16 protein-coding genes are annotated in these 19859 nt (G+C 71.0%); 10 read left to right on the top strand and 6 right to left on the bottom strand.

Annotated features, from left to right (window positions below; genetic code table 11):
- The first annotated feature begins 163 nt into the window (after positions 1 to 163).
- The 5 genes from ACFYYN_RS11725 (at position 164) to ACFYYN_RS11705 (ending at position 5456) form a co-directional block, all read left to right on the top strand.
- The gene (locus ACFYYN_RS11725) at positions 164 to 1336 is read left to right on the top strand and encodes a branched-chain amino acid ABC transporter substrate-binding protein (RefSeq protein WP_500331952.1); all 1173 of its coding nucleotides are present in this window, start codon (positions 164 to 166) and stop codon (positions 1334 to 1336) included.
- 133 nt (positions 1337 to 1469) lie between these two features.
- Entirely contained in the window at positions 1470 to 2399 is a 930-nt protein-coding gene (locus ACFYYN_RS11720; protein ID WP_499511269.1) for a branched-chain amino acid ABC transporter permease, read from the top strand.
- Positions 2396 to 3763: a branched-chain amino acid ABC transporter permease gene (locus ACFYYN_RS11715; protein ID WP_500331951.1), complete on the top strand. Its 1368-nt coding sequence runs from the start codon at positions 2396 to 2398 to the stop codon at positions 3761 to 3763. The genes ACFYYN_RS11720 and ACFYYN_RS11715 overlap by 4 nt, the downstream gene beginning before the upstream one ends.
- Complete coding sequence (locus ACFYYN_RS11710) at positions 3760 to 4692, top strand: ABC transporter ATP-binding protein (RefSeq protein WP_500545593.1); 933 nt, start codon at positions 3760 to 3762, stop codon at positions 4690 to 4692. The genes ACFYYN_RS11715 and ACFYYN_RS11710 overlap by 4 nt, the downstream gene beginning before the upstream one ends.
- Positions 4689 to 5456 (top strand): ABC transporter ATP-binding protein, encoded by a 768-nt coding sequence (locus tag ACFYYN_RS11705; protein ID WP_499511272.1) that lies wholly within the window; start codon positions 4689 to 4691, stop codon positions 5454 to 5456. The genes ACFYYN_RS11710 and ACFYYN_RS11705 overlap by 4 nt, the downstream gene beginning before the upstream one ends.
- Before the next feature lie 94 nt (positions 5457 to 5550).
- Here ACFYYN_RS11705 and ACFYYN_RS11700 read toward each other — a convergent pair whose 3' ends face one another.
- Positions 5551 to 6036 carry a PaaI family thioesterase gene (locus ACFYYN_RS11700; RefSeq protein WP_499511273.1) on the bottom strand — a complete coding sequence of 162 codons (486 nt, stop codon included), beginning with the start codon at positions 6034 to 6036 and terminating at the stop codon, positions 5551 to 5553.
- Positions 6037 to 6092: 56 nt separating this feature from the next.
- Positions 6093 to 8402 carry an FdhF/YdeP family oxidoreductase gene (locus ACFYYN_RS11695; RefSeq protein ID WP_500545592.1) on the bottom strand — a complete coding sequence of 770 codons (2310 nt, stop codon included), beginning with the start codon at positions 8400 to 8402 and terminating at the stop codon, positions 6093 to 6095.
- A gap of 67 nt (positions 8403 to 8469) precedes the next feature.
- Here ACFYYN_RS11695 and polA point away from each other — a divergent pair, with 67 nt between their 5' ends.
- Positions 8470 to 11205, top strand: coding sequence for a DNA polymerase I (polA, locus tag ACFYYN_RS11690; protein WP_500545591.1), 2736 nt, complete (start codon positions 8470 to 8472; stop codon positions 11203 to 11205).
- On the opposite strand, the gene ACFYYN_RS11685 is transcribed toward polA, so the two are convergent.
- Positions 11136 to 12008 carry a DUF4184 family protein gene (locus tag ACFYYN_RS11685; RefSeq protein ID WP_500545721.1) on the bottom strand — a complete coding sequence of 291 codons (873 nt, stop codon included), beginning with the start codon at positions 12006 to 12008 and terminating at the stop codon, positions 11136 to 11138. The genes polA and ACFYYN_RS11685 overlap by 70 nt on opposite strands.
- A gap of 170 nt (positions 12009 to 12178) precedes the next feature.
- Between ACFYYN_RS11685 and ACFYYN_RS11680 the strand changes: the two genes are divergently transcribed.
- From ACFYYN_RS11680 to pgfA, 3 genes are all read left to right on the top strand, one after another.
- A complete protein-coding gene (locus ACFYYN_RS11680) occupies positions 12179 to 13378 on the top strand; it encodes a lytic transglycosylase domain-containing protein (protein ID WP_500359097.1) in 1200 nt (399 codons plus the stop codon).
- Positions 13379 to 13465: 87 nt separating this feature from the next.
- Complete coding sequence (locus ACFYYN_RS11675) at positions 13466 to 13600, top strand: SPW_0924 family protein (protein WP_500331946.1); 135 nt, start codon at positions 13466 to 13468, stop codon at positions 13598 to 13600.
- 12 nt (positions 13601 to 13612) lie between these two features.
- Positions 13613 to 14671, top strand: a complete 1059-nt coding sequence (gene pgfA / locus ACFYYN_RS11670) for a cell envelope lipid trafficking protein PgfA (RefSeq protein WP_500545590.1) — start codon at positions 13613 to 13615, stop codon at positions 14669 to 14671.
- Here the strand turns inward: pgfA and pyk are convergent.
- Positions 14580 to 16019, bottom strand: coding sequence for a pyruvate kinase (gene pyk, locus ACFYYN_RS11665; protein ID WP_500331944.1), 1440 nt, complete (start codon positions 16017 to 16019; stop codon positions 14580 to 14582). The genes pgfA and pyk overlap by 92 nt on opposite strands.
- A 139-nt stretch (positions 16020 to 16158) precedes the next feature.
- Positions 16159 to 16863: an SIMPL domain-containing protein gene (locus ACFYYN_RS11660; RefSeq protein ID WP_500370154.1), complete on the bottom strand. Its 705-nt coding sequence runs from the start codon at positions 16861 to 16863 to the stop codon at positions 16159 to 16161.
- Between the two features lie 174 nt (positions 16864 to 17037).
- On the opposite strand from ACFYYN_RS11660, the gene ACFYYN_RS11655 reads away from it, so the two are divergent.
- Positions 17038 to 18867, top strand: coding sequence for a bifunctional metallophosphatase/5'-nucleotidase (locus ACFYYN_RS11655; protein ID WP_500545589.1), 1830 nt, complete (start codon positions 17038 to 17040; stop codon positions 18865 to 18867).
- A 104-nt stretch (positions 18868 to 18971) separates the two neighbouring features.
- Here the strand turns inward: ACFYYN_RS11655 and ACFYYN_RS11650 are convergent, their stop codons facing one another.
- A complete protein-coding gene (locus ACFYYN_RS11650) occupies positions 18972 to 19859 on the bottom strand; it encodes a LysR family transcriptional regulator (RefSeq protein ID WP_500545588.1) in 888 nt (295 codons plus the stop codon).

The raw sequence follows: 19859 nt of genomic DNA, 5'->3' as shown, positions 1-19859 counted from the left end.
TGACCGAGGTCACCGTCCGATCACATATCTTCCGACGGCCTATCTGAGTGCCTGATCAGCGGATTACATTCCCGCCAACCCGCGTGGAGTTCACGCGGTCGCAATCCGGAGGGCCTACGGCCCGCCGACTCGTAATCTCATTGAGCGGCTCCAGGGGGTCGTAGTGCTCAACAAGAAGCTCGTCAAGCTTGCCATCCCGGTGGCAGTTGGCGCTCTCGCGCTCACCGCGTGCGGTGGCGACAAGGACGACAGCAGCAGTGGCGGCGGCAAGCCGACGTTCTCCATCGGCTTCCAGGGTCCGCTGTCGGGTGACAACAGCGCGCTGGGCATCAACGAGGACAACGGTCTGAAGCTGGCCGTGGAAGAGGCCAACAAGAAGGGCGACCTGCCCTTCACGCTGAAGGTCGTGGACGGCGACGACCAGGGCCTGCCGGACCAGTCGCCCGCTGCGGCCCAGAAGCTGATCGGTGACACCAGCGTCGTCGCCGTGGTCGGCCCCGCGTTCTCCGGCCCGACGAAGGCCGCGGGCGGTCTGTACGCCCAGGCGCAGCTCGCCGCGGTGACGCCGTCGGCGACCAACCCGGACCTGACGAACCAGGGCTTCACCTCGTTCCTGCGCGGTGCGCCGAACGACAACGAGCAGGGTGCCGGCATGGCCGAGTACCTCTCGAAGCACGAGAAGGCCAAGAAGGTCTTCGTCATCGACGACAAGAGCGAGTACGGCGTCGGTCTGGCGAAGGTCGCGATCGACAGCCTGAAGGCCGCGGGCGTCACGGTGGAGACGGACTCCGTCCCGGCGAAGACCCCGGACTACACCGCTGCCGCGACGAAGGTCGTCAACTCCAAGGCCGACGCGCTCATCTACGCGGGTTACTACGCGGACCTGGCTCCGTTCGCCAAGAAGCTGGCCGACGGCGGCTTCAAGGGCATCGGCGTCTCGGGTGACGGCTCCAACGACGCGAAGTTCGTCGAGCTGGCCGGCGCCGCGTCCGAGAAGTGGTTCCTGACCTGCCCGTGCACGGACGCCACGAAGAACGAGAGCACCAAGGCGTTCACCGAGGCGTACACCGCGAAGTTCAACACGCCTCCGGGCACCTACTCGGCCGAGTCGTACGACATCGCGAACCTGATCATCTCCGAGATGAAGAAGCTCGGTAAGGACGTCACGCGCGACAAGCTGCTGGCGGCCCTGAAGGGTGTCAACTACAAGGGCCTGACCAAGGAGTTCGCCTTCGACGACAAGGGTGAGCTGAAGACCAAGAACGTGTACCTGTACCAGGTCGCCGACGGCAAGATCGGCTACCTGGGCGACGTGGCCACCCTCAGCGCCAGCTGACCCGGCAACTGACACCTGAGGTGGGGGGCGTGGGGCGCGGCACGGATTCCGGCCGCCGCCCCGCGCTCCCCATCGCTGTGTCGGACGCGTTTTCGCCGCCCTTCACCGGCTTCAGCAAGGATTCCCACGCACGATGAATCTCTTCCACAACTTCTGGGACTACTTCATCCCAGGCTTGACGACGGGTTCCATGTACGCCGTCATAGCGATCGGGTACACCCTGGTCTACGGCGTGCTCCAGCTCATCAACTTCGCGCACAGCGAGGTCTTCATGATGGGCGGCTTCGGTTCGCTCGTCGTGCTCTCCGAGCTCGCCCCGCAGTCCCCGCACGGGTTCAACTCCGTCGTGTGGGTGATCGTCGGCATGATCGCCGGCGCCCTGGTCGGAGCGCTGACCGCGTTCGGGCTGGAGAAGGCGGCGTACAAGCCGCTGCGCAAGCGCAACGCCCCCAAGCTGGTCTTCCTGATCAGCGCCATCGGTGCGTCGTTCTTCCTGTACAACCTGGCGGGCAAGCTGTGGGGCCGCAACCCCGTGCCCATGCCGGAGCTGTACACCAACGGTGAGGTCTTCAGCGTCTTCGGCACCCCGGTGAAGATCACGCAGCTGATCATCATCGGTTCCGCGGTCGCGATGATGATCGGTCTGGACCTGGTGGTCAACCGCACGAAGATGGGTGCGGGCATCCGGGCCGTGGCGCAGGACGCCGAGACGGCGGGTCTGATGGGTGTCGACATCGACAAGATCATCTCCCGTACGTTCATCATCGGCGGTCTGCTGGGTGGCGCGGCCGGCTTCCTGTACGGCTTCGGCATCTCCGGCCAGGTCTGGTTCACGGTGGGCTTCCTGCCGGGCATCAAGGCCTTCGCGGCGGCGGTGCTGGGCGGTATCGGCAACATCCGTGGTGCGATGCTGGGCGGTCTGCTGCTGGGCATCGTCGAGAACCTGAGCTCCCCGCTCTTCGGCACCCAGTGGATCGACGTGACCGCGTTCGTGATCCTGATCCTGGTGCTGATGTTCCGTCCGACGGGCATCATGGGCGAGCGTCTGGGGAGGTCGGCATGAGCAACGCGACCGCTGCCAAGTCCTTCTCGGTGGACGTGGCGAAACTGCGCCGCAAGGCCTGGTACCAGCAGCCCCGCTGGACACGGCTGCTCGGCATGCTGGTGCTGGGCTTCATCCTGGCGCTGATGACGGGCGAGGACGGCAACCCGGCGGAGAGGCTGTCGGCGTTCACCGGCGCCTTCCAGTCGGTGCGGCTGTGGATCTGCCTGGCCATCATGGTGGGCGTGTGGGCGCTGGTGGAGTTCGGCGCCCCGGTGCGCGACGCGGCCCGGCAGGGTGCGCAGGGTGTCGGCAAGTCGCTGGAGCCGACGCGGGCGATGTTCCGGTCCAACGGCTGGCTGCGGCTGGGCGGACTGGTGGTCGTCCTGGTGCTGGCGATCGTCATCCCGGCCAACACCAGCCTGTTCTGGCAGGAGGTCCTCGTCACGCAGATGGGGATCTTCATGATCATCGCGGTCGGTCTGAACGTGGTGGTCGGCTGGGCCGGTCTGCTGGACCTGGGCTTCATCGCCTTCTACGCGATCGGCGCGTACTCCTGCGCCTTCTGGACCGGCCACATGCCGGTGAAGCCGCCGTTCACGGTGGGCGCGCTGGAGTCGATCCCGTTCGCCATCGTCACCTGCCTGATCGCCGGTGTGCTGCTGGGCGCCCCGACGCTGCGGCTGCGCGGTGACTACCTCGCGATCGTGACGCTGGGCTTCCACGAGATCGTGTACCTGGTCGCGAAGAACTCGGACGGCTTCACGAACGGTTCGCGCGGTGTCATCGGCATCCCGCACCCGTCGATCCACATCGGTCCGATCAACTACGACTGGACGCTGGACCCGCTGCCGTACTGGTACCTGCTGCTCTTCTTCCTGGTGGTGCTGATCTTCCTGTACAACCGCCTGGAGCACTCGCGGATCGGCCGGACCTGGACGGCGATCCGGGAGGACGAGGTGGCCGCCTCCGCGACGGGCATCAACACCGTCCGCTACAAGCTGCTGGCCTTCGCGATCGGCGCGTCGACCTCGGGTCTGGCGGGCGTCGTCTACTCCAGCAAGGTCGGCTTCATCAACCCGGAGAACTTCACCATCGTGCTGTCGGTGCTCGCGCTGGCGTACGTGGTGTTCGGCGGCATGGGGTCCATCGCGGGCGTGCTGTTCGGTGCCGCGCTGCTGGTGTGGCTGCCGAACGCGCTGCGTGACCTGGTGCCGGAGCAGGACCGCTTCATCTACCTGGGTGCGCTGCTCGTCATCATGATGATCTTCCGTCCGCAGGGTGTGATCCCCTCCCGCCGCAGGCAGCGTGAGCTGCACATGGCGGAGGCGGGCATCGGCGACGCCGATGCGATGACCGAGCCGACGGGAGGCGTGAAGTCGTGAACGCGGTGGAGGAAGCGGGCGTGCAGCCCGCGCAGACCGGCGGTGCGGTGCTGCAGGCCCGTGGCGTGACGCTGCGGTTCGGCGGTCTCACCAGCCTGTCGGACGTCAACCTGACGATGCGGCGGGGCGAGATCCTCGCGGTGATCGGTCCGAACGGCGCGGGCAAGACCTCGCTGTTCAACTCCCTGACGGGCGTGTACGTCCCGCAGGAGGGCACGATCACCTTCCACGCGGAGGGCGGTTCCGAGCACAGGCTGCTCGGCGCCAAGCCGTACCTGGTGAACCGTTACGGTGTCGCCCGGACCTACCAGAACATCCGGCTCTTCAGTGCCCTGACGGCGCTGGAGAACGTCAAGATCGCGGCGGAGTCGCGGCAGAAGTCGGGAGCGATCTCGATCATGCTGGGCCTGCCGTGGGCGCGCCGGGACGAGAAGGCCAGCGACGAGCGGGCGCAGGAGCTGCTGTCGTACGTGGGCCTGTCGGGCAAGCACAACGAGCTGGCCGCCAGCCTCTCCTACGGTGACCAGCGGCGTCTGGAGATCGCGCGGGCGCTGGCAACCGACCCGAAGGTGCTGCTGCTGGACGAGCCGGCGGCCGGTACGAACCCGACGGAGAAGCTGGAGCTGGAGCAGCTGATCCGCCGGATCAACCAGGACCTGGGCGTCAGCGTGCTGCTGATCGAGCACGACATGAAGCTCGTGATGTCGGTCGCGGACCGCGTGATGGTGCTGAACTTCGGCAAGGTGATCGCCGAGGGTCTGCCCGAGGAGGTGCAGCGCGATCCCGCGGTGATCGAGGCGTACCTGGGTTCTGCCGACGAGGAGGCCGTGGAGGCCGTCGCGGAGATGGTGGAGATCGTCGAGTCGCACCACACGGCCGACGCTCCGGAAGTCCCCGCACCGCGTGAGTCCGAGGAGGAGGGCCGATGACCGAGGCCGCCAACTTCGAGAAGGCGACGGACGGTTCCGTCGCCCAGGCCCCGGCGATGCTGGAGCTGGTCGACCTGCAGGTGTTCTACGGCGCGATCCAGGCGCTCAAGGGCATCAACGTGACGGTCCGGCAGGGTGAGGTCGTGGCGCTGCTCGGCGCGAACGGCGCCGGCAAGACCACCACCCTGCGCACGATCTCCGGTCTGCTGCAGCCCCGCCACGGCGAGGTGCGGCTGGGCGGTGAGCGGATCGACGGCGTTCCCGCGCACAAGGTCGTGGAGCTCGGCATCGGCCAGTCGCCGGAGGGCCGCCGCGTCTTCCCGGTGATGACGGTGCTGGAGAACCTGGAGATGGGCGCCTACCGGTTCAAGGGCGTCTCCAAGGACGACCTGGACCGTGTGCTGACGCTCTTCCCGCGCCTGGCGGAGCGGCGTACGCAGCTGGCGGGCACCCTGTCCGGCGGTGAGCAGCAGATGCTGGCCATCGGCCGGGCCCTGATGGGCCGCCCGAACTTGCTGCTGCTCGACGAGCCGTCGATGGGGCTGGCGCCGCTGATCGTCCAGCAGATCTTCGAGATCATCAAGGAGATCAACGACCAGGGCACCACGGTGCTGCTGGTGGAGCAGAACGCCTCGCAGGCGCTGCAGCTGGCCGACCGCGGCTACGTGCTGGAGACGGGCGCGATCGTCATGGAGGACGACGCCTCGGCCCTGCTGTCCGACCCGCGCGTGCGTGCCGCGTACCTCGGTGAGGGCGCGGCGTAGCGTCCGGCGTCGCACGGCGTGCCATACCGCGAGGAGGGCGGCCCCCGGAGGATTCCGGGGGCCGCCCTCCTCGTGCGTCCCGTGCCGGCGGGCGTCAGGCGGTGACGGTGCCCGGAGTGGCCGGGGTGGCCGGGCGCAGCGCGCAGGTCAGGCGGGCGGAGCAGACCCGGCGGTCCTGCTCGTCGCTGATGACGACCTCGTAGGTCGCGGAGGAGCGGCCGCGGTGGACGGGGGTGGCGACCCCGGTCACCCGGCCGGAGCGCAGGCCGCGGTGGTGGGTGCAGTTGAGGTCGACGCCGACGGCCAGCTTGCCGGGGCCGCCGTGCAGCATGGCGCCGATGGAGCCGATGGTCTCCGCCAGGACCGCGGAGGCGCCGCCGTGGAGGAGCCCGTAGGGCTGGGTGTTCCCCTCGACGGGCATGGTGCCCACGACGCGCTCCGCGGAGGCCTCGACGATCTCGATGCCCATGCGGGAGCCGAGGTCGCCGGCGGAGAACAGCGCCACCAGGTCGACGCCGAGTCCGGCGTACTGCTCGATGACCTCCGGGGAGAAAAGGCTGGTCGTGGTCTGCTCGCCCATGGACGGTGGCTCCGATCGTCGTCGTTCGGTGTACTGGCCCGTTTTCTACCGGACGGTCAGTGGGGACCGCCGGGCGGGGTGGTCTGTTCCAGCCGGACGACGACGGACTTGGACGCCGGGGTGTTGCTGGTGTCGGCGGTGTGGTCGAGCGGGACCAGCACGTTGGTCTCCGGGTAGTAGGCGGCGGCGCAGCCGCGGGCCGTCGGGTAGTGGACCACCCGGAAGCCCTCGGCGCGGCGTTCGGTGCCGTCCGTCCACTCGCTGACGAGGTCGGTGTAGGCGCCGTCGGCGAAGCCGAGGGCGGCGGCGTCGTCGGGGTGGACCAGGACGACGCGGCGGCCGCCCTTGATGCCGCGGTAGCGGTCGTCGAGGCCGTAGATGGTGGTGTTGTACTGGTCGTGCGAGCGCAGCGTCTGCAGCAGCAGCCGGCCCTCTGGGACCCGGGGGTACTCCAGGGGGGCGGCGGTGAAGTTGGCCAGCCCGGTGGCGGTGGGGAAGCTGCGGGAGTCGCGCGGGGCGTGCGGGAGGGTGAAGCCGCCGGGGCGGCGCACCTTGACGTTGAAGTCGTCGAAGCCGGGGATCACGCGGGATATCCGGTCGCGGATCCGGTCGTAGTCGCCCTCGAGCTCCTGCCAGGGCACGCGGCTGTCCGGGCCGAGGACGGCGGCGGCGAGGCGGCAGACGATGGCCGGCTCGGACAGCAGCAGGGGGCTCGCGGGTTCCAGGCCGCCGCGGGAGGCGTGCACCATGCCCATGGAGTCCTCGACGGTGACGAACTGCTCGCCGGCGGCCTGGACGTCCCGCTCGGTGCGGCCCAGGGTGGGCAGGATCAGGGCGCGGGCGCCGGTGACCACGTGGGAGCGGTTGAGCTTGGTGGACACGTGCACGGTGAGGCGGGCGCGGCGCATGGCGGCCTCGGTGACGTCCGTGTCGGGTGAGGCGGCGACGAAGTTGCCGCCCATGGCGAAGAAGACCTTGGCGTCGCCGTCGCGCAGGGCGCGGATGGCGGCGACGGTGTCCAGGCCGTGCTCGCGGGGCGGGGCGAAGCCGAACTCCTTCTCCAGGGCGTCGAGGAAGGCGGGGGCGGGCTTCTCGTAGATGCCCATGGTGCGGTCGCCCTGGACGTTGCTGTGGCCGCGGACGGGGCACACGCCGGCGCCGGGGCGGCCGATGTTGCCGCGCAGGAGGAGGAAGTTGACGACCTCCTTGATGGTGGGCACGGAGTGCTTGTGCTGGGTGAGGCCCATGGCCCAGCAGACGATGACGCTCTTGGCGCCGAGCACCATGGCGAGGAGTTCGTCGATCTCGGACTGGGGCAGGCCGGTGGCGCGCAGCACCTCGTCGGGGTCGGTGGCGCGGGCGGCGGCGGCGCACTCCTCGAAGCCGTGGGTGTGCCCGTCGATGAAGGCCTGGTCGAGGACGGTGCCGGGCGCCTGGTCCTCGGCCTCCAGGAGCGCCTTGTTGAGGGCGCGGAAGAGGGCCTGGTCGCCGCCGAGCCGGATCTGCAGGAAGAGGTCGGCGAGCGCGGTGCCGCCGCCCGCCAGGCCCTTGGGGGTCTGCGGGTTCTTGAAGCGCTGCAGGCCGGCCTCGGGCAGCGGGTTGACCGTGACGATCCTCGCGCCGCTCGCCTTCGCCTTCTCCAGGGCGGAGAGCATGCGGGGGTGGTTGGTGCCGGGGTTCTGCCCGGCGACGATGATCAGGTCGGCGCGGTGGAGGTCCTCGAGCAGGACGCTGCCCTTGCCGATGCCTATGGTCTGCGCGAGCGCGGAGCCCGACGACTCGTGGCACATGTTGGAGCAGTCGGGCAGGTTGTTGGTGCCGAACTCGCGGGCGAAGAGCTGGTAGAGAAAGGCGGCCTCGTTGCTGGTGCGGCCCGAGGTGTAGAACACGGCCTCGTCGGGGCCCGTCAGGCCGTTCAGTTCGTCGGCGACGATCTCGAAGGCGCGTTCCCAGGGGACGGGCTCGTAGTGGTCGGCGCCGTCCGGCAGGTACATGGGCTGGGTGAGGCGGCCCTGCTGGCCCAGCCAGTAGCCGCTGCGCCGGGCGAGGTCGGCGACGGGGTGCGCGGCGAAGAAGTCCGGGGTGACCCGGCGCAGGGTGGCCTCCTCGGCGACGGCCTTGGCGCCGTTCTCGCAGAACTCGGCGGTGTGCCGGTGCTCGGGCTCGGGCCAGGCGCAGCCGGGGCAGTCGAAGCCGTCCTTCTGGTTGACCTTGAGGAGGGTGAGCGCGGTGCGTCGCATCCCCATCTGCTGCTGCGCGATGCGCAGGGTGTGCCCGATGGCCGTGAGCCCGGCAGCGGCGTGCTGCGGGGCGCTGACCTCGGGTGCGTCCTGGACGGGGTCGCCTGCGGGTGCTTTGCCTGCCATGGCTTCGATCCTGCCACGACCAGGCGGCGGACCGGCAGTGTCAGTCGGGCGTGGGAGGATCGGGGACGTGGCAGTCAAGGCAGAGAAGACGAACGCAGCGACCGGCACCGCACCCCAGGGGGGTGAGCGGCCCCGGTTGCTCCTGCTGGACGGGCATTCGCTGGCGTACCGGGCCTTCTACGCGCTGCCGGTGGAGAACTTCAACACCACCACCGGGCAGCCGACGAACGCGGTGTACGGCTTCGCGTCGATGCTGGCGAACACGCTGCGTGACGAGCGGCCGACGCATCTGGCGGTGGCGTTCGACGTCTCGCGGCGCACGTGGCGTCTGGAGGAGTTCCCGGAGTACAAGGCGACCCGGTCCGCGACGCCGGACGAGTTCCGCAGCCAGGTGACGCTGATCGGCGAGCTGCTGGACACGATGAAGGTGCAGCGATTCGCCACGGAGGGTTACGAGGCGGACGACGTGATCGCCACGCTGGCCACGCAGGCGGAGGCGCTGGGGTACGAGGTGCTGATCGTCACCGGCGACCGCGACTCCTTCCAGCTCGTCTCGGACCACGTCACGGTGCTGTACCCGACGAAGGGCGTCTCCGAGCTGACCCGGTTCACCCCGGCGAAGGTCGAGGAGAAGTACGGGCTGACCCCCGCGCAGTACCCGGACTTCGCGGCGCTGCGCGGCGACCCGTCGGACAACCTGCCCGGCATCCCGGGCGTCGGGGAGAAGACCGCCGCCAAGTGGATCACCCAGTTCGGCTCGTTCGCGGAGCTCGCGGACCGCGCGGACGAGGTGAAGGGCAAGGCGGGCGAGAACCTGCGCGCCCACCTGGAGTCGGTGAAGCTCAACCGCCGGCTGACGGAGCTGGTGCGGGACGTGGAGCTGCCCTGCGGGCCGGAGCAGCTGGCACGGCAGGCGTACGACCGGGACGCGCTCGACGTGGTGCTGGACACCCTGGAGTTCCGCCACCCCAACTTCCGGGAGCGGCTGTACGCGGCCGACCCGGGTGCCGCGGAGCAGGGCACGCCGGAGGTCGCCGGCGGTGTGGCCGTCGAGGGCCGCGTGCTGGCCGCGGGCGAGCTGGCGGACTGGCTGGCGGAGCACGCCGGCGGGCCGCTGGGCGTGGCGACGGTCGACGCGTGGGCGCTGGGCGCGGGCAGCGTGTCCGAGGTGGCGCTGGCGACGGCGGAGGGCCCGGCGGCGTGGTTCGACCCGGCGGCGCTGGACGAGAAGGACGAGCAGGCCTTCGCGGCGTGGCTGGCGGACGCCGCCCGGCCGAAGGTGCTGCACAACGCCAAGAACGTGATGCGGGTCTTCGCCGAGCACGGCTGGAGCGTGGACGGGGTCACGATGTGCACGGCGCTGGCCGCGTACCTGGTCAAGCCCGGCCGCCGCTCGTTCGCGCTGGACGACCTGTCGGTGGAGTACCTGGGGCGGGAGCTGGCCCCGGCGGGCGGCGAGGACGGCCAGTTGGCCTTCGGCGCCGACGAAGAGGCCGAGGCGGACGCCCTGATGGTGCAGGCGCGCGCCGTGCTGGACCTGGGCGACGCGTTCGCCGCGCGGCTGGAGCAGGACGGCGCGCTGCGGCTGCTGCGCGAGGTGGAGCTGCCGACCTCGACGCTGCTGGCGCGGATGGAGCGGGCGGGCATCGCGGCGGACCGCGAGCATCTGGAGCGCCTGGAGCAGCGGTTCGCGGGCGAGGTGCAGCTCGCCGTGAAGGAGGCGCACGCCGCGGTCGGGCACGAGTTCAACCTGGGCTCCCCCAAGCAGCTGCAGGAGGTGCTCTTCGGCGAGCTGGGGCTGCCCAAGACGAAGAAGACCAAGACGGGATACACCACCGACGCGGACGCGCTGGCGTGGCTGGCGGCGCAGACCGAGCACGAGCTGCCGGTGATCATGCTGCGTCACCGGGAGCAGGCGAAGCTGCGGGTGACGGTCGAGGGGCTGGTCAAGACGATCGCTCCCGACGGGCGGATCCACACCACGTTCAGCCAGATCGTGGCGGCCACGGGCCGGCTGTCCTCGACCGACCCCAACCTGCAGAACGTGCCGGTGCGCACCGACGAGGGCCGGGCGATCCGCCGCGGCTTCGTGGTCGGCGAGGGCTACGAGTCGCTGCTGACCGCCGACTACAGCCAGATCGAACTGCGGGTGATGGCCCACCTGTCGGAGGACGAGGGGCTGATCGCGGCCTTCGACTCCGGCGAGGACCTGCACACCACGGTCGGCAGCTACGTCTTCTCGGTGCCGCCGGAGCAGGTGGACGCCGAGATGCGCCGCAAGATCAAGGCGATGTCCTACGGGCTGGCGTACGGGCTGTCGGCCTTCGGCCTGTCGCAGCAGCTGGGCATCGAGGCGGCCGAGGCGCGCGGCCTGATGGAGACGTACTTCGAGCGGTTCGGCGGCGTGCGGGACTATCTGCAGCGCGTGGTGGAGGAGGCCCGGGTCACGGGTTACACCGAGACCTTGATGGGCCGCCGCCGTTACCTTCCCGACCTCACCAGCGACAACCGTCAGCGCCGCGAGATGGCCGAGCGGATGGCGCTCAACGCGCCGATCCAGGGCTCGGCCGCCGACATCGTCAAGATCGCGATGCTCAAGGTGGACGCGGCGCTGGCGCGGGAGGGGCTGCGCTCCCGGATGCTGCTGCAGGTGCACGACGAAATCGTGGTCGAGGTCGCCCCCGGCGAGCGGGCCGCGGTGGAGGAGCTGGTCCGTCGCGAGATGGCGGCCGCCTACCCGTTGCGGGCGCCGCTGGACGTCTCCGTGGGCGTCGGTCCGGACTGGGAGTCGGCGGCCCACTGACCGCCGGTCCCCCGGCCGTCGCGGCGGGCGGCGCGGTGCGTGAGGTGCACCGCGCCGGCGCAGGTCGCGGCGGCCAGGGCGAGTCCCGCCCCGGCGCCGAAGAGGCCGGCCGGGATCATCCCGGCGGCGTCGCCGGTCGCCCCGTACCACTGCTCCGCGCGTACGGCCGCTCCGGCGGCCGTGGTGACGCCGAGGGCGGTCAGGGCGAGCCGCCGGGCCCGGCGCGAGAGCCGGGGCACAGAGGAGGGGCGCTTTTCGGCCGTACCGGGCACGGCCCTCAGGGCGCGCAGCCCGTACCAGCCCAGCAGGGCCAGCGCCACGGCCGAGCTCCCGTACTGGACGTACTTGTGCAGGGCCGTGCCGTGCACCTCGTGGTCGAGCACGGGCAGCAGGCGCACGCCCCACCGCCCGGGGTGCGTGAAGGCGTCCCAGACCACGTGCGTGGTCGCCCCGGCCACGGCCGACGCCCAGAAGGCCGCGACCGAGCGCGGCGAGGGCCGCATGCGGTCGCCGACGCCCGCCAGGGCGGCGATCCCGGCCTGCCGGTGCTCGGGCAGCAGGGCCACGAGGGGCCCGCGCAGCGCCGCCCAGCCGGCCACCAGCGCGGCGGCGATGACCGGGTCCACGAGGGCGACGCCCAGCGGGGCGTGGGTGACCTGCCCGAAGCCGAAGAGGCCCCGCACCAGCGAATCGGCGAAGAAGGGCACGTCGGGGGCGAAGGAGCCGGCGACGAGGGCGGCCGCGACGAGCGGGCCGCGTCCCCGTACGGTGCCGGCGCGGTCCTGCCGCAGACCCGGCAGCACTGCCAACGCATGACTCATCGTGAACGGCATGCAACCTCTTCCGGAACACATCTGTCTGATCAGTATGCGACGTCCGGGACGGTGGCTCCGTTCGGGAAGTTGCCGTAGGGTCACCAGGGTTGCCACGCAGGGAGACGGGCGACACACGGCTTTCGGGAGGGGCAGCGGGTATGCGAGCGCGGTACGGACGGCGGATCCGCAGGGGAGTCGCGGGCACCGCGGTGGCCGCCGCGGCCATGGCGGCGCTGACGGGTTCCCAGGCCCCCGGACTGCTGCCGGGCATCCTCAACACCAGCGCAGGCGCCCCGATCGTACCCCCGCCCGGCGACCCCATCGACGGCAACTCGTCGGAGTACTTCACCGGTCTCCCGCCGCTCAACACACCCGCTCCCGGCACCTCCGCCACCCCGGGCACCGGTCCGGGGACCGGCGCGACCGACGGCACCGGCCTGCCGGTGTCCGTGCTGGAGGCCTACCGCAGGGCCGAGACGGCGCTCGCCGCCAGCGACCCCGGGTGCAACCTGCGCTGGGAGCTGCTGGCCGCGATCGGCCAGGTCGAGTCCAACCAGGCGCGCAGCGGCAACGTCGACTCCGCGGGCACCACGCTCTCCCCCATCCTGGGCCCGGTCCTCAACGGCAACGGCTTCGCGAACATCACCGACACCGACGACGGCGTCTGGGACGGGGACAAGGTCCACGACCGCGCGGTCGGCCCGATGCAGTTCATCCCGTCGACCTGGCAGACCTGGGGCGCGGACGGCAACGACGACGGCGTCACCAACCCGAACAACATATTCGACGCGGCGCTCGCCGCCGGCCGCTACCTGTGCGCGGGCAACCGCGACCTGTCCGTCGAACACGACCTCCACCGCGCGATCCTGGGCTACAACAACTCGACCGCGTACCTGAACACGGTCCTGTCCTGGTACGACCACTTCCGCAAGGGCGACGTCGTCTCCCTCCCCGACGTGGGCGGCGCGGGCAGCGACACCCCCGACGACCCGCCGTCCTCCACGGCGCCGTCCAGCTCGCCCTCGCCGACGTGGTCCCCGAGCATGAGCGCCTCGCCCCGGCCGACGAAGTCGCCCACGCCGACCGCGACCGCCAGCGGCACGATCGGCCCCCCGTCGGGCAGCCCCTCGCCGACGACCTCGCCCACCGACTCCCCGACGACGGGCCCCACCACCGGCCCGACGGACCCGCCGACCTGCCCGACGGACTCCGCGTCGCCCACGGCGACCCCCACCGACACGGCCTCCCCGTCGCCGTCCGGTACGCCCGACCCCTGTGCGACGGCCTCCCCCGGCGACAGCCCGTCGCCGACCGCGACGGAGACCGAGGGCGCCACCGCCTCCGGCCCGACCAACTGACGCCGTAGAACCTGTTCTCATTTCAACTCCCGGTTGCTACGGTTCACCGGCCCAGCCGACGTAGCCGTACGACCGGGAGGTACGGCCATGCGCGCAGTCATCGCCGCGGCCATCGGACTCGTCGCCGCGCTCGGGATCGTCCTCCTCGTGACCGCGGTCGGTCCGCCGGACGGCAGCACGTCCCCCGAGCCGCTGCTCACCACCGTCCCCGCGCACCCGTAGGAGGGCGGTCCCATGCGCCGCAGGTCAAGCCTGGTCCTCCTCTCCCTCGCGGTGTTCTTCGCCGCGCTGTCACCGCTGGTGCGCTGGTACGCCTTCCCCCGGCTGGCGAAGATCCCGGCAGGCCAGTACCAGGCGGTCGTCCTGGAGGCGCGGGACGCCACGCTGCTCGACTACGGGACGATGCGGCCGAAGAAGGTCGCGAAGGTCAGCATCGTGCAGACCCTGAAAGGCAACGTGGAGGAGGCGCATCGGATCGACCGGCGCACCGGCCGGGACGTGGTCGTGTGGGACGGGCTGGCCTACGTGGTGGGCCCGGACGGCGCGATGGTCTCCCAGGTCCCCGAGCGGTACGTCTTCGACGCGCACACGCAGGAACCCGTCCATGCGGGGGGCGAGAGCGTCGACGGCGACGCCGTCGAACGCCGGGGCGTCGAGTTCAAGTTCCCCTTCCTCACCGAGAAGCGGGACTACTACTACTTCGACGCGCAGGCGCGGAGCTCGGCGCCCATCCACTACCGGGGCACGCGGCAGTTCCGCGGCCTGGAGGTCTACTACTTCGAGCAGACCGTGCCCTGGACCGAGGTCCCGCTGCCCAAGAAGATGCCGGTCGAGGGCGTCACCCCGCAGACCGTCGCGGCCATGGGCATGGAGCGCTGGTACACCACGAAACGCATGTTCTGGGTGGACCCCGTCACCGGGGCCCCGGTCAACGGGGAGGAGGTCCACCGGGAGGAGATGCGCTTCACCGACGGGAAGCAGCAGCCGATCACCGCGTTCGCCGGGCACGTGAAGATGCGCGAGGACTACGTGCGGCACACCGTCGCCCTGGTGAAGTCCCAGCGGCAGGTGGTGCTGGTGATGACCTCCTACCTGCCGTGGGGCTCGCTCCTGCTGGGCGCCGCGCTGCTGTCGCTCGCGCTCGTCCTGGAGGCGCGCGGCCGCCGCCCGGCAGCGGGCGGCGTCGGCGCCGTCGGCGGCCTCAGCGGGGCGAAGGGGAGTCGTCCTCGCCGATGTGGTGCACGCGCACGAGGTTGGTGGTCCCCGAAACACCGGGCGGCGAGCCCGCCGTGATGACGACGACGTCGCCCTCCTGGCAGCGGCCGATGCGCAGCAGCTGCTCGTCGACCTGGTCGACCATCTCGTCGGTCGTCTGCACCATCGGCCCGAGGAAGGTCTCCACGCCCCAGGTGAGGCTGAGCTGCGAGCGGGTGGCCGGCTCGGGGCTGAAGGCGAGCACGGGGATGGGCGAGCGGTAGCGGGAGAGCCGCCGTGCGGTGTCGCCGGACTGGGTGAAGGCCACCAGGTACTTGGCGTCGAGGAAGTCGCCCATCTCCGCGGCCGCGCGTGCGACGGCGCCGCCCTGGGTGCGGGGCTTGTTCTGCTCGGTCAGCGGCGGCAGGCCGGCCGCGAGCATGTCCTCCTCGGCGGCGGCGACGATCCGGCCCATGGTCCTGACCGTCTCGACGGGGTGCTTGCCGACGCTGGTCTCGCCGGAGAGCATGACCGCGTCGGCGCCGTCCATGACGGCGTTGGCCACGTCCGAGGCCTCGGCGCGGGTGGGACGCGAGGAGGCGATCATCGACTCCAGCATCTGCGTCGCGACGATCACCGGCTTGGCGTTGCGCCGGGCGAGGGCGACCGCGCGCTTCTGCACCATGGGCACGGCCTCCAGCGGCATCTCCACGCCGAGGTCGCCGCGGGCCACCATGATCCCGTCGAAGGCGGCGACGATCTCCTCGAGGTTGTCGACCGCCTGCGGCTTCTCGATCTTGGCGATGACGGGGACCCGGCGGTCCTCCTCGCGCATGATGCGCAGCACGTCCTCGGCGTCCCGGCCGCTGCGGACGAAGGACAGCGCGATGATGTCGGCACCGGTGCGCAGCGCCCAGCGCAGGTCCTCGACGTCCTTCTCGGACAGGGCGGGCACGGAGACGGCGACACCGGGGAGGTTGAGCCCCTTGTTGTCGGAGATCAGACCGCCCTCGATGCACAGGGTGCGGACCCGGGTGCCCTCGACGCCGGTGACCTCCAGGGTGACGCGGCCGTCGTCGACGAGGATCCGCTCACCACGCGTGACGTCGGCGGCCAGGCCCTTGTACGTGGTGCCGCAGATCAGCCGGTCGCCCTCGATCTCCTCGGTGGTGATCGTGAACTCGTCACCGCGTTCAAGCAGTACGGGGCCCTCCGCGAAGCGTCCCAGCCGGATCTTCGGGCCTTGAAGGTCCGCGAGGATCCCGACGCTGCGGCCGCTCTCGTCGGCGGCCTTGCGCACGCGCCGGTAACGCTCCTCGTGATCGGCGTGGCAACCATGGCTCATGTTCAGGCGGGCGACGTCCATACCGGCTTCGACCAGGGCCTTGATCTGGTCGTAGGCGTCGGTGGCGGGCCCGAGGGTGCAGACGATTTTTGCTCGGCGCATGGACCGAGCCTATGACCTACTTCACAGTAGGTACCTCGTGGAAGGCGACTGTCCAACGTCAGCCTGATTAACGGTTGTTGACAAGTGGTGAAGTGAGCTGGGGCCCGCTCCGATGAGCACACCGCCGGTGGGGCGGGGCTCAGGCCGACAGGTCGGGCGCCGTCATGGTGAAGTGCGCGGTGACCTGCGCGTACACGTTCTGTCGCTCCGGCTCCATGTCAAGGGCCTGGGCCGTGTCCTCGGCGCCGCCGGGTGCCGCGAAGGCGGCGGTCCGCATCGCCGGACGGGCGCGGAAGGGCGCCGACTGCTGCACTCCCTCGTCGGCCAGCTCGACCAGGGCGACCAGCCGGGCGCCGAGCGCCTCCGCGTACTCGCGGGCACGCTGCACCGCGTCGCGCACGGCCTGCCGGCGGGCCTCGCTATAGGCCGCGGAGTCGGGCCGCAGCGACCACCAGGGGCCGTCGACACGGGTGAGCTCCAGATCGGCCAGCCGGGTGGTGAGCTCACCCAGAGCGGTGAAGTCGGTGAGGGTGGCCCCCACGCGCACGCTGCCGTGGTAAGCGCGTACGCGCTCGCCGCGGCCCCGCTCCCGCAGCTCGGGGGTGATCACGAAGGCCCCGGTCTCCAGCTTCTCGACGGCGTCGGTGTAGCCCTTGACGAGGTCGAGCACCTGCGCGTTGCGCCGGCTGAGGTCGTCCAGCGTCGCGCGGCGGTCGGTGCCGCGGGCGCTGACGGTGACGGCGATCCGGGCGAGCTCGGGCTCGACCTCGAGGGTCGCCTCACCCCGCACCCCCACGTGCGGGGTCTCGGGGGTCGGGTACGTCCTGGCCGGTTCTGTGCTCATGCGTCCCACCTTGCCAGGCCGCTACCGCCGTGACGAGTCATCTGTTCGCAACCTGGCGGGGGTGTTGCCCGGGGCACCCGTGCGCCAGAATCTACGCGCGTTAACACCACCAGCAGACCATCATCCCGCCCCCGGCGACCGCCGGAGGCGCCCCCGGACACCAGGAGCCGACGCATGCCGCTGAACCGCAGGGACTTCCTCAACCGCTCCGCCGTCACCGGCGCGGGCCTCGCGCTGGCCGGCACGGCGGGCGCCCTGGCCGGCGCGGCTCCGGCCCAGGCCACGGGCCGCCACGGGCACGGGCACGGGCACGGTCACGGACCGAAGAAGTACTCCTTCAGCGTCCTCGGCACCACCGACCTGCACGGCAACGTCTTCAACTGGGACTACTTCACGGACGCGGAGTACGACGACAAGGCGCACAACGACGTCGGCCTCGCCAAGATCTCCACCCTGGTCACGCAGCAGCGCGCGGCGAAGGGCCGCCGCAACACCCTGCTGATCGACGCGGGCGACACCATCCAGGGCACCCAGCTCTCGTACTACTACGCCAAGATCGACCCGATCACCGCCAAGCACGGTCCGGTGCACCCGATGGCGCAGGCCATGAACGCCATCGGCTACGACGCCGCGGCGCTGGGGAACCACGAGTTCAACTACGGCATCCCGGTGCTGCGCAAGTTCGAGGAGCAGTGCGACTTCCCGCTGCTCGGCGCCAACGCGCTCGACGCGCGCACGGGCCGGCCGGCCTTCCCGCCGTACTCCTTCCACCGGCTGCGCGTCGACGGCGCCCCCGACGTGAAGGTGGCGGTCCTGGGCCTGACCAACCCCGGCATCGCGATCTGGGACAAGGCCAACGTGCAGGGCAAGATGACCTTCCCGGGCCTGGAGGAGCAGGCCGCGAAGTACGTGCCCCGGCTGCGTGCGATGGGCGCCGACGTGGTCATCGTCTCGGCCCACAGCGGCTCCTCCGGCACCTCCTCCTACGGTGACCAGCTGCCGTACGTCGAGAACGCGGCGGCGCTGGTCGCCGAGCAGGTGCCGGGGATCGACGCGATCCTGGTCGGCCACGCCCACTCCGAGATCCCGGAGTACGTGGTGGCCAACAAGCAGACCGGCCAGGGCGTGGTGCTCTCCGAGCCGCTGAAGTGGGGCCAGCGCCTGACCGTCTTCGACTTCGACTTGGAGCTGGTCCGGGGCAAGTGGGAGGTCGTCACCGTCGGCGCGTCCGTCCTCAACTCCAACACGGTCGAGGAGGACCCGCGGATCGTCCGGCTGCTCTCGGACGAGCACAAGGAGGTCGTGGCTTACGTCAACCAGGTGATCGGCACGTCGGCCGCGGCTATGTCTGCGGAGGAGGCCCCCTACAAGGACACGCCGATCATCGACTTCATCAACTTCGTCCAGGCCGAGACGGTCAAGGCGGCGCTCGCCGGGACCGAGCACGCCTCCCTGCCGGTGCTGTCGCAGGCCGCGTGCTTCTCGCGCACGGCCGCCATCCCGGCGGGCCAGGTCACCATCCGCGACGTCGCCGGGCTGTACGTCTTCGAGAACACCCTGGAGGCCAGGATCCTGACCGGTGCCCAGGTCAAGGCGTACATCGAGTTCTCCGCGAACTACTTCGTGCAGACGGCGCCCGACGCGCCCGTCGACGTCGCGAAGCTGACGAACGCGAACGGCACGCCCGACTACAACTACGACGTGGTCAGCGGCGTCACCTACGACATCGACATCTCCCGCCCCGCCGGTTCGCGGGTGTCGAACGTGCTCTTCCAGGGTGCGCCGATCGACGAGTCGGCCCGCTTCGTCCTGGCCGTCAACAACTACCGGGCCAACGGCGGAGGCAACTTCCCCGCGGTCGCCACGGCGCAGCAGGTGTGGGCGAACTCCGAGGAGATCCGGAACACCATCATCGCCTGGGTGCAGGCGAACGGCTCCATCGACCCGGCGCGGTTCGGCTCGCAGGACTGGAAGCTGACCCGCGGCGGCGTGCCGGTCTTCTAGCCCTTCCGAGCGTTCCCGGTACGCCGGAGGGCATGTGCGGGCTGTGCACATGCCCTCCGGTGTACCGCGGTGGCCGTGCGCGGAGGACGCCGGCACCGCCGGCCTCAGGCCGGCACGTGTTCCAGGAGCACGCGGCGCAGTTCCCGGGCGGCGCGCGGGGGCTCGGCGTCCTTGCGGTGCGCCAGGGCGACCGTGCGCTGCAGCCCGGGGGCCTCGAAGGGCGTCGTGCGCAGCCTGGGCCGGCGTCCGGCGACCATGCTGGGCACGACTGCGGGGCCGAGTCCCGCCTCCACGAAGCCCAGCACGGCGTCCATCTCGCCGCCCTCGATCGCGAAGCGCGGTTCGAAACCCGCCGCCCGGCACGCGGCGACGGTGAGGTCCCGCAGGTCGTAGCCGCTGCGGAACATGACCAGCGGCCGGTCCTTGAGGTCGGCGACCCGCAGGGTGGGCCCGGCGGAGGGCGGCGGTGCGTCGGTGGCGGTCACCACCACCAGGTCCTCGTGGAGCAGCGGCGTGGCGTCCAGGGCGGGGTCGTGGCTCTGCAGCGGCAGCACGATCAGGGCGAGGTCGAGGCTGCCGGAGGCGAGCTCGCGCACCAGGTCGCGTGAGCCGCCCTCCTCGACGACCAGCCGGATGCCGGGGTAGCGGTCGTGGAAGTCGCGCAGCACGTCCGGCAGCAGGCCGGTGGCGAGGCTGGGGGTCGCGCCGAGGCGCACCCGGCCGCGGCGCAGGTGCACCAACTCCTGGACCTCCTGGGTGGCGGTCTCGGTGTCGGCGATGATGCGCCGCGCCAGCGGCAGCAGGGCCTGCCCGGCGTCGGTCAGCGCGATGTTGCCGCGGGCGCGGCTGAACAGGTCCGCGCCCAGCTCCCGCTCCAGGGCCTTGATCTGCTGGGACAGCGAGGGCTGGGCGACGTGGACGCGTTCGGCGGCGCGGGTGAAGTGCAGGGTGTCGGCGACCGCCAGGAAGTACACGAGCTGCTGCAACTGCAT

Origin of the sequence: Streptomyces sp. NPDC001902 (assembly GCF_042891295.1) — a bacterium.
Classification (GTDB): Bacteria; Actinomycetota; Actinomycetes; order Streptomycetales; family Streptomycetaceae; genus Actinacidiphila.
Note: the sequence above shows the minus strand (reverse complement) of the source record. Positions and strands in the feature narration are given on the sequence as shown.

Excerpts from the sequence above, each read along its gene's own strand:
- ACFYYN_RS11720 (WP_499511269.1), top strand. The coding sequence starts at position 1,470 with ATGAATCTCTTCCACAACTTCTGGGACTACTTCATCCCAGGCTTGACG.
- ACFYYN_RS11715 (WP_500331951.1), top strand. The coding sequence starts at position 2,396 with ATGAGCAACGCGACCGCTGCCAAGTCCTTCTCGGTGGACGTGGCGAAA.
- ACFYYN_RS11705 (WP_499511272.1), top strand. The coding sequence starts at position 4,689 with ATGACCGAGGCCGCCAACTTCGAGAAGGCGACGGACGGTTCCGTCGCC.
- ACFYYN_RS11700 (WP_499511273.1), bottom strand. The coding sequence starts at position 6,036 with ATGGGCGAGCAGACCACGACCAGCCTTTTCTCCCCGGAGGTCATCGAG.
- ACFYYN_RS11695 (WP_500545592.1), bottom strand. The coding sequence starts at position 8,402 with ATGGCAGGCAAAGCACCCGCAGGCGACCCCGTCCAGGACGCACCCGAG.
- ACFYYN_RS11680 (WP_500359097.1), top strand. The coding sequence starts at position 12,179 with ATGCGAGCGCGGTACGGACGGCGGATCCGCAGGGGAGTCGCGGGCACC.
- ACFYYN_RS11675 (WP_500331946.1), top strand. The coding sequence starts at position 13,466 with ATGCGCGCAGTCATCGCCGCGGCCATCGGACTCGTCGCCGCGCTCGGG.
- pgfA (WP_500545590.1), top strand. The coding sequence starts at position 13,613 with ATGCGCCGCAGGTCAAGCCTGGTCCTCCTCTCCCTCGCGGTGTTCTTC.
- pyk (WP_500331944.1), bottom strand. The coding sequence starts at position 16,019 with ATGCGCCGAGCAAAAATCGTCTGCACCCTCGGGCCCGCCACCGACGCC.
- ACFYYN_RS11660 (WP_500370154.1), bottom strand. The coding sequence starts at position 16,863 with ATGAGCACAGAACCGGCCAGGACGTACCCGACCCCCGAGACCCCGCAC.
- ACFYYN_RS11655 (WP_500545589.1), top strand. The coding sequence starts at position 17,038 with ATGCCGCTGAACCGCAGGGACTTCCTCAACCGCTCCGCCGTCACCGGC.
- ACFYYN_RS11650 (WP_500545588.1), bottom strand. The coding sequence starts at position 19,859 with ATGCAGTTGCAGCAGCTCGTGTACTTCCTGGCGGTCGCCGACACCCTG.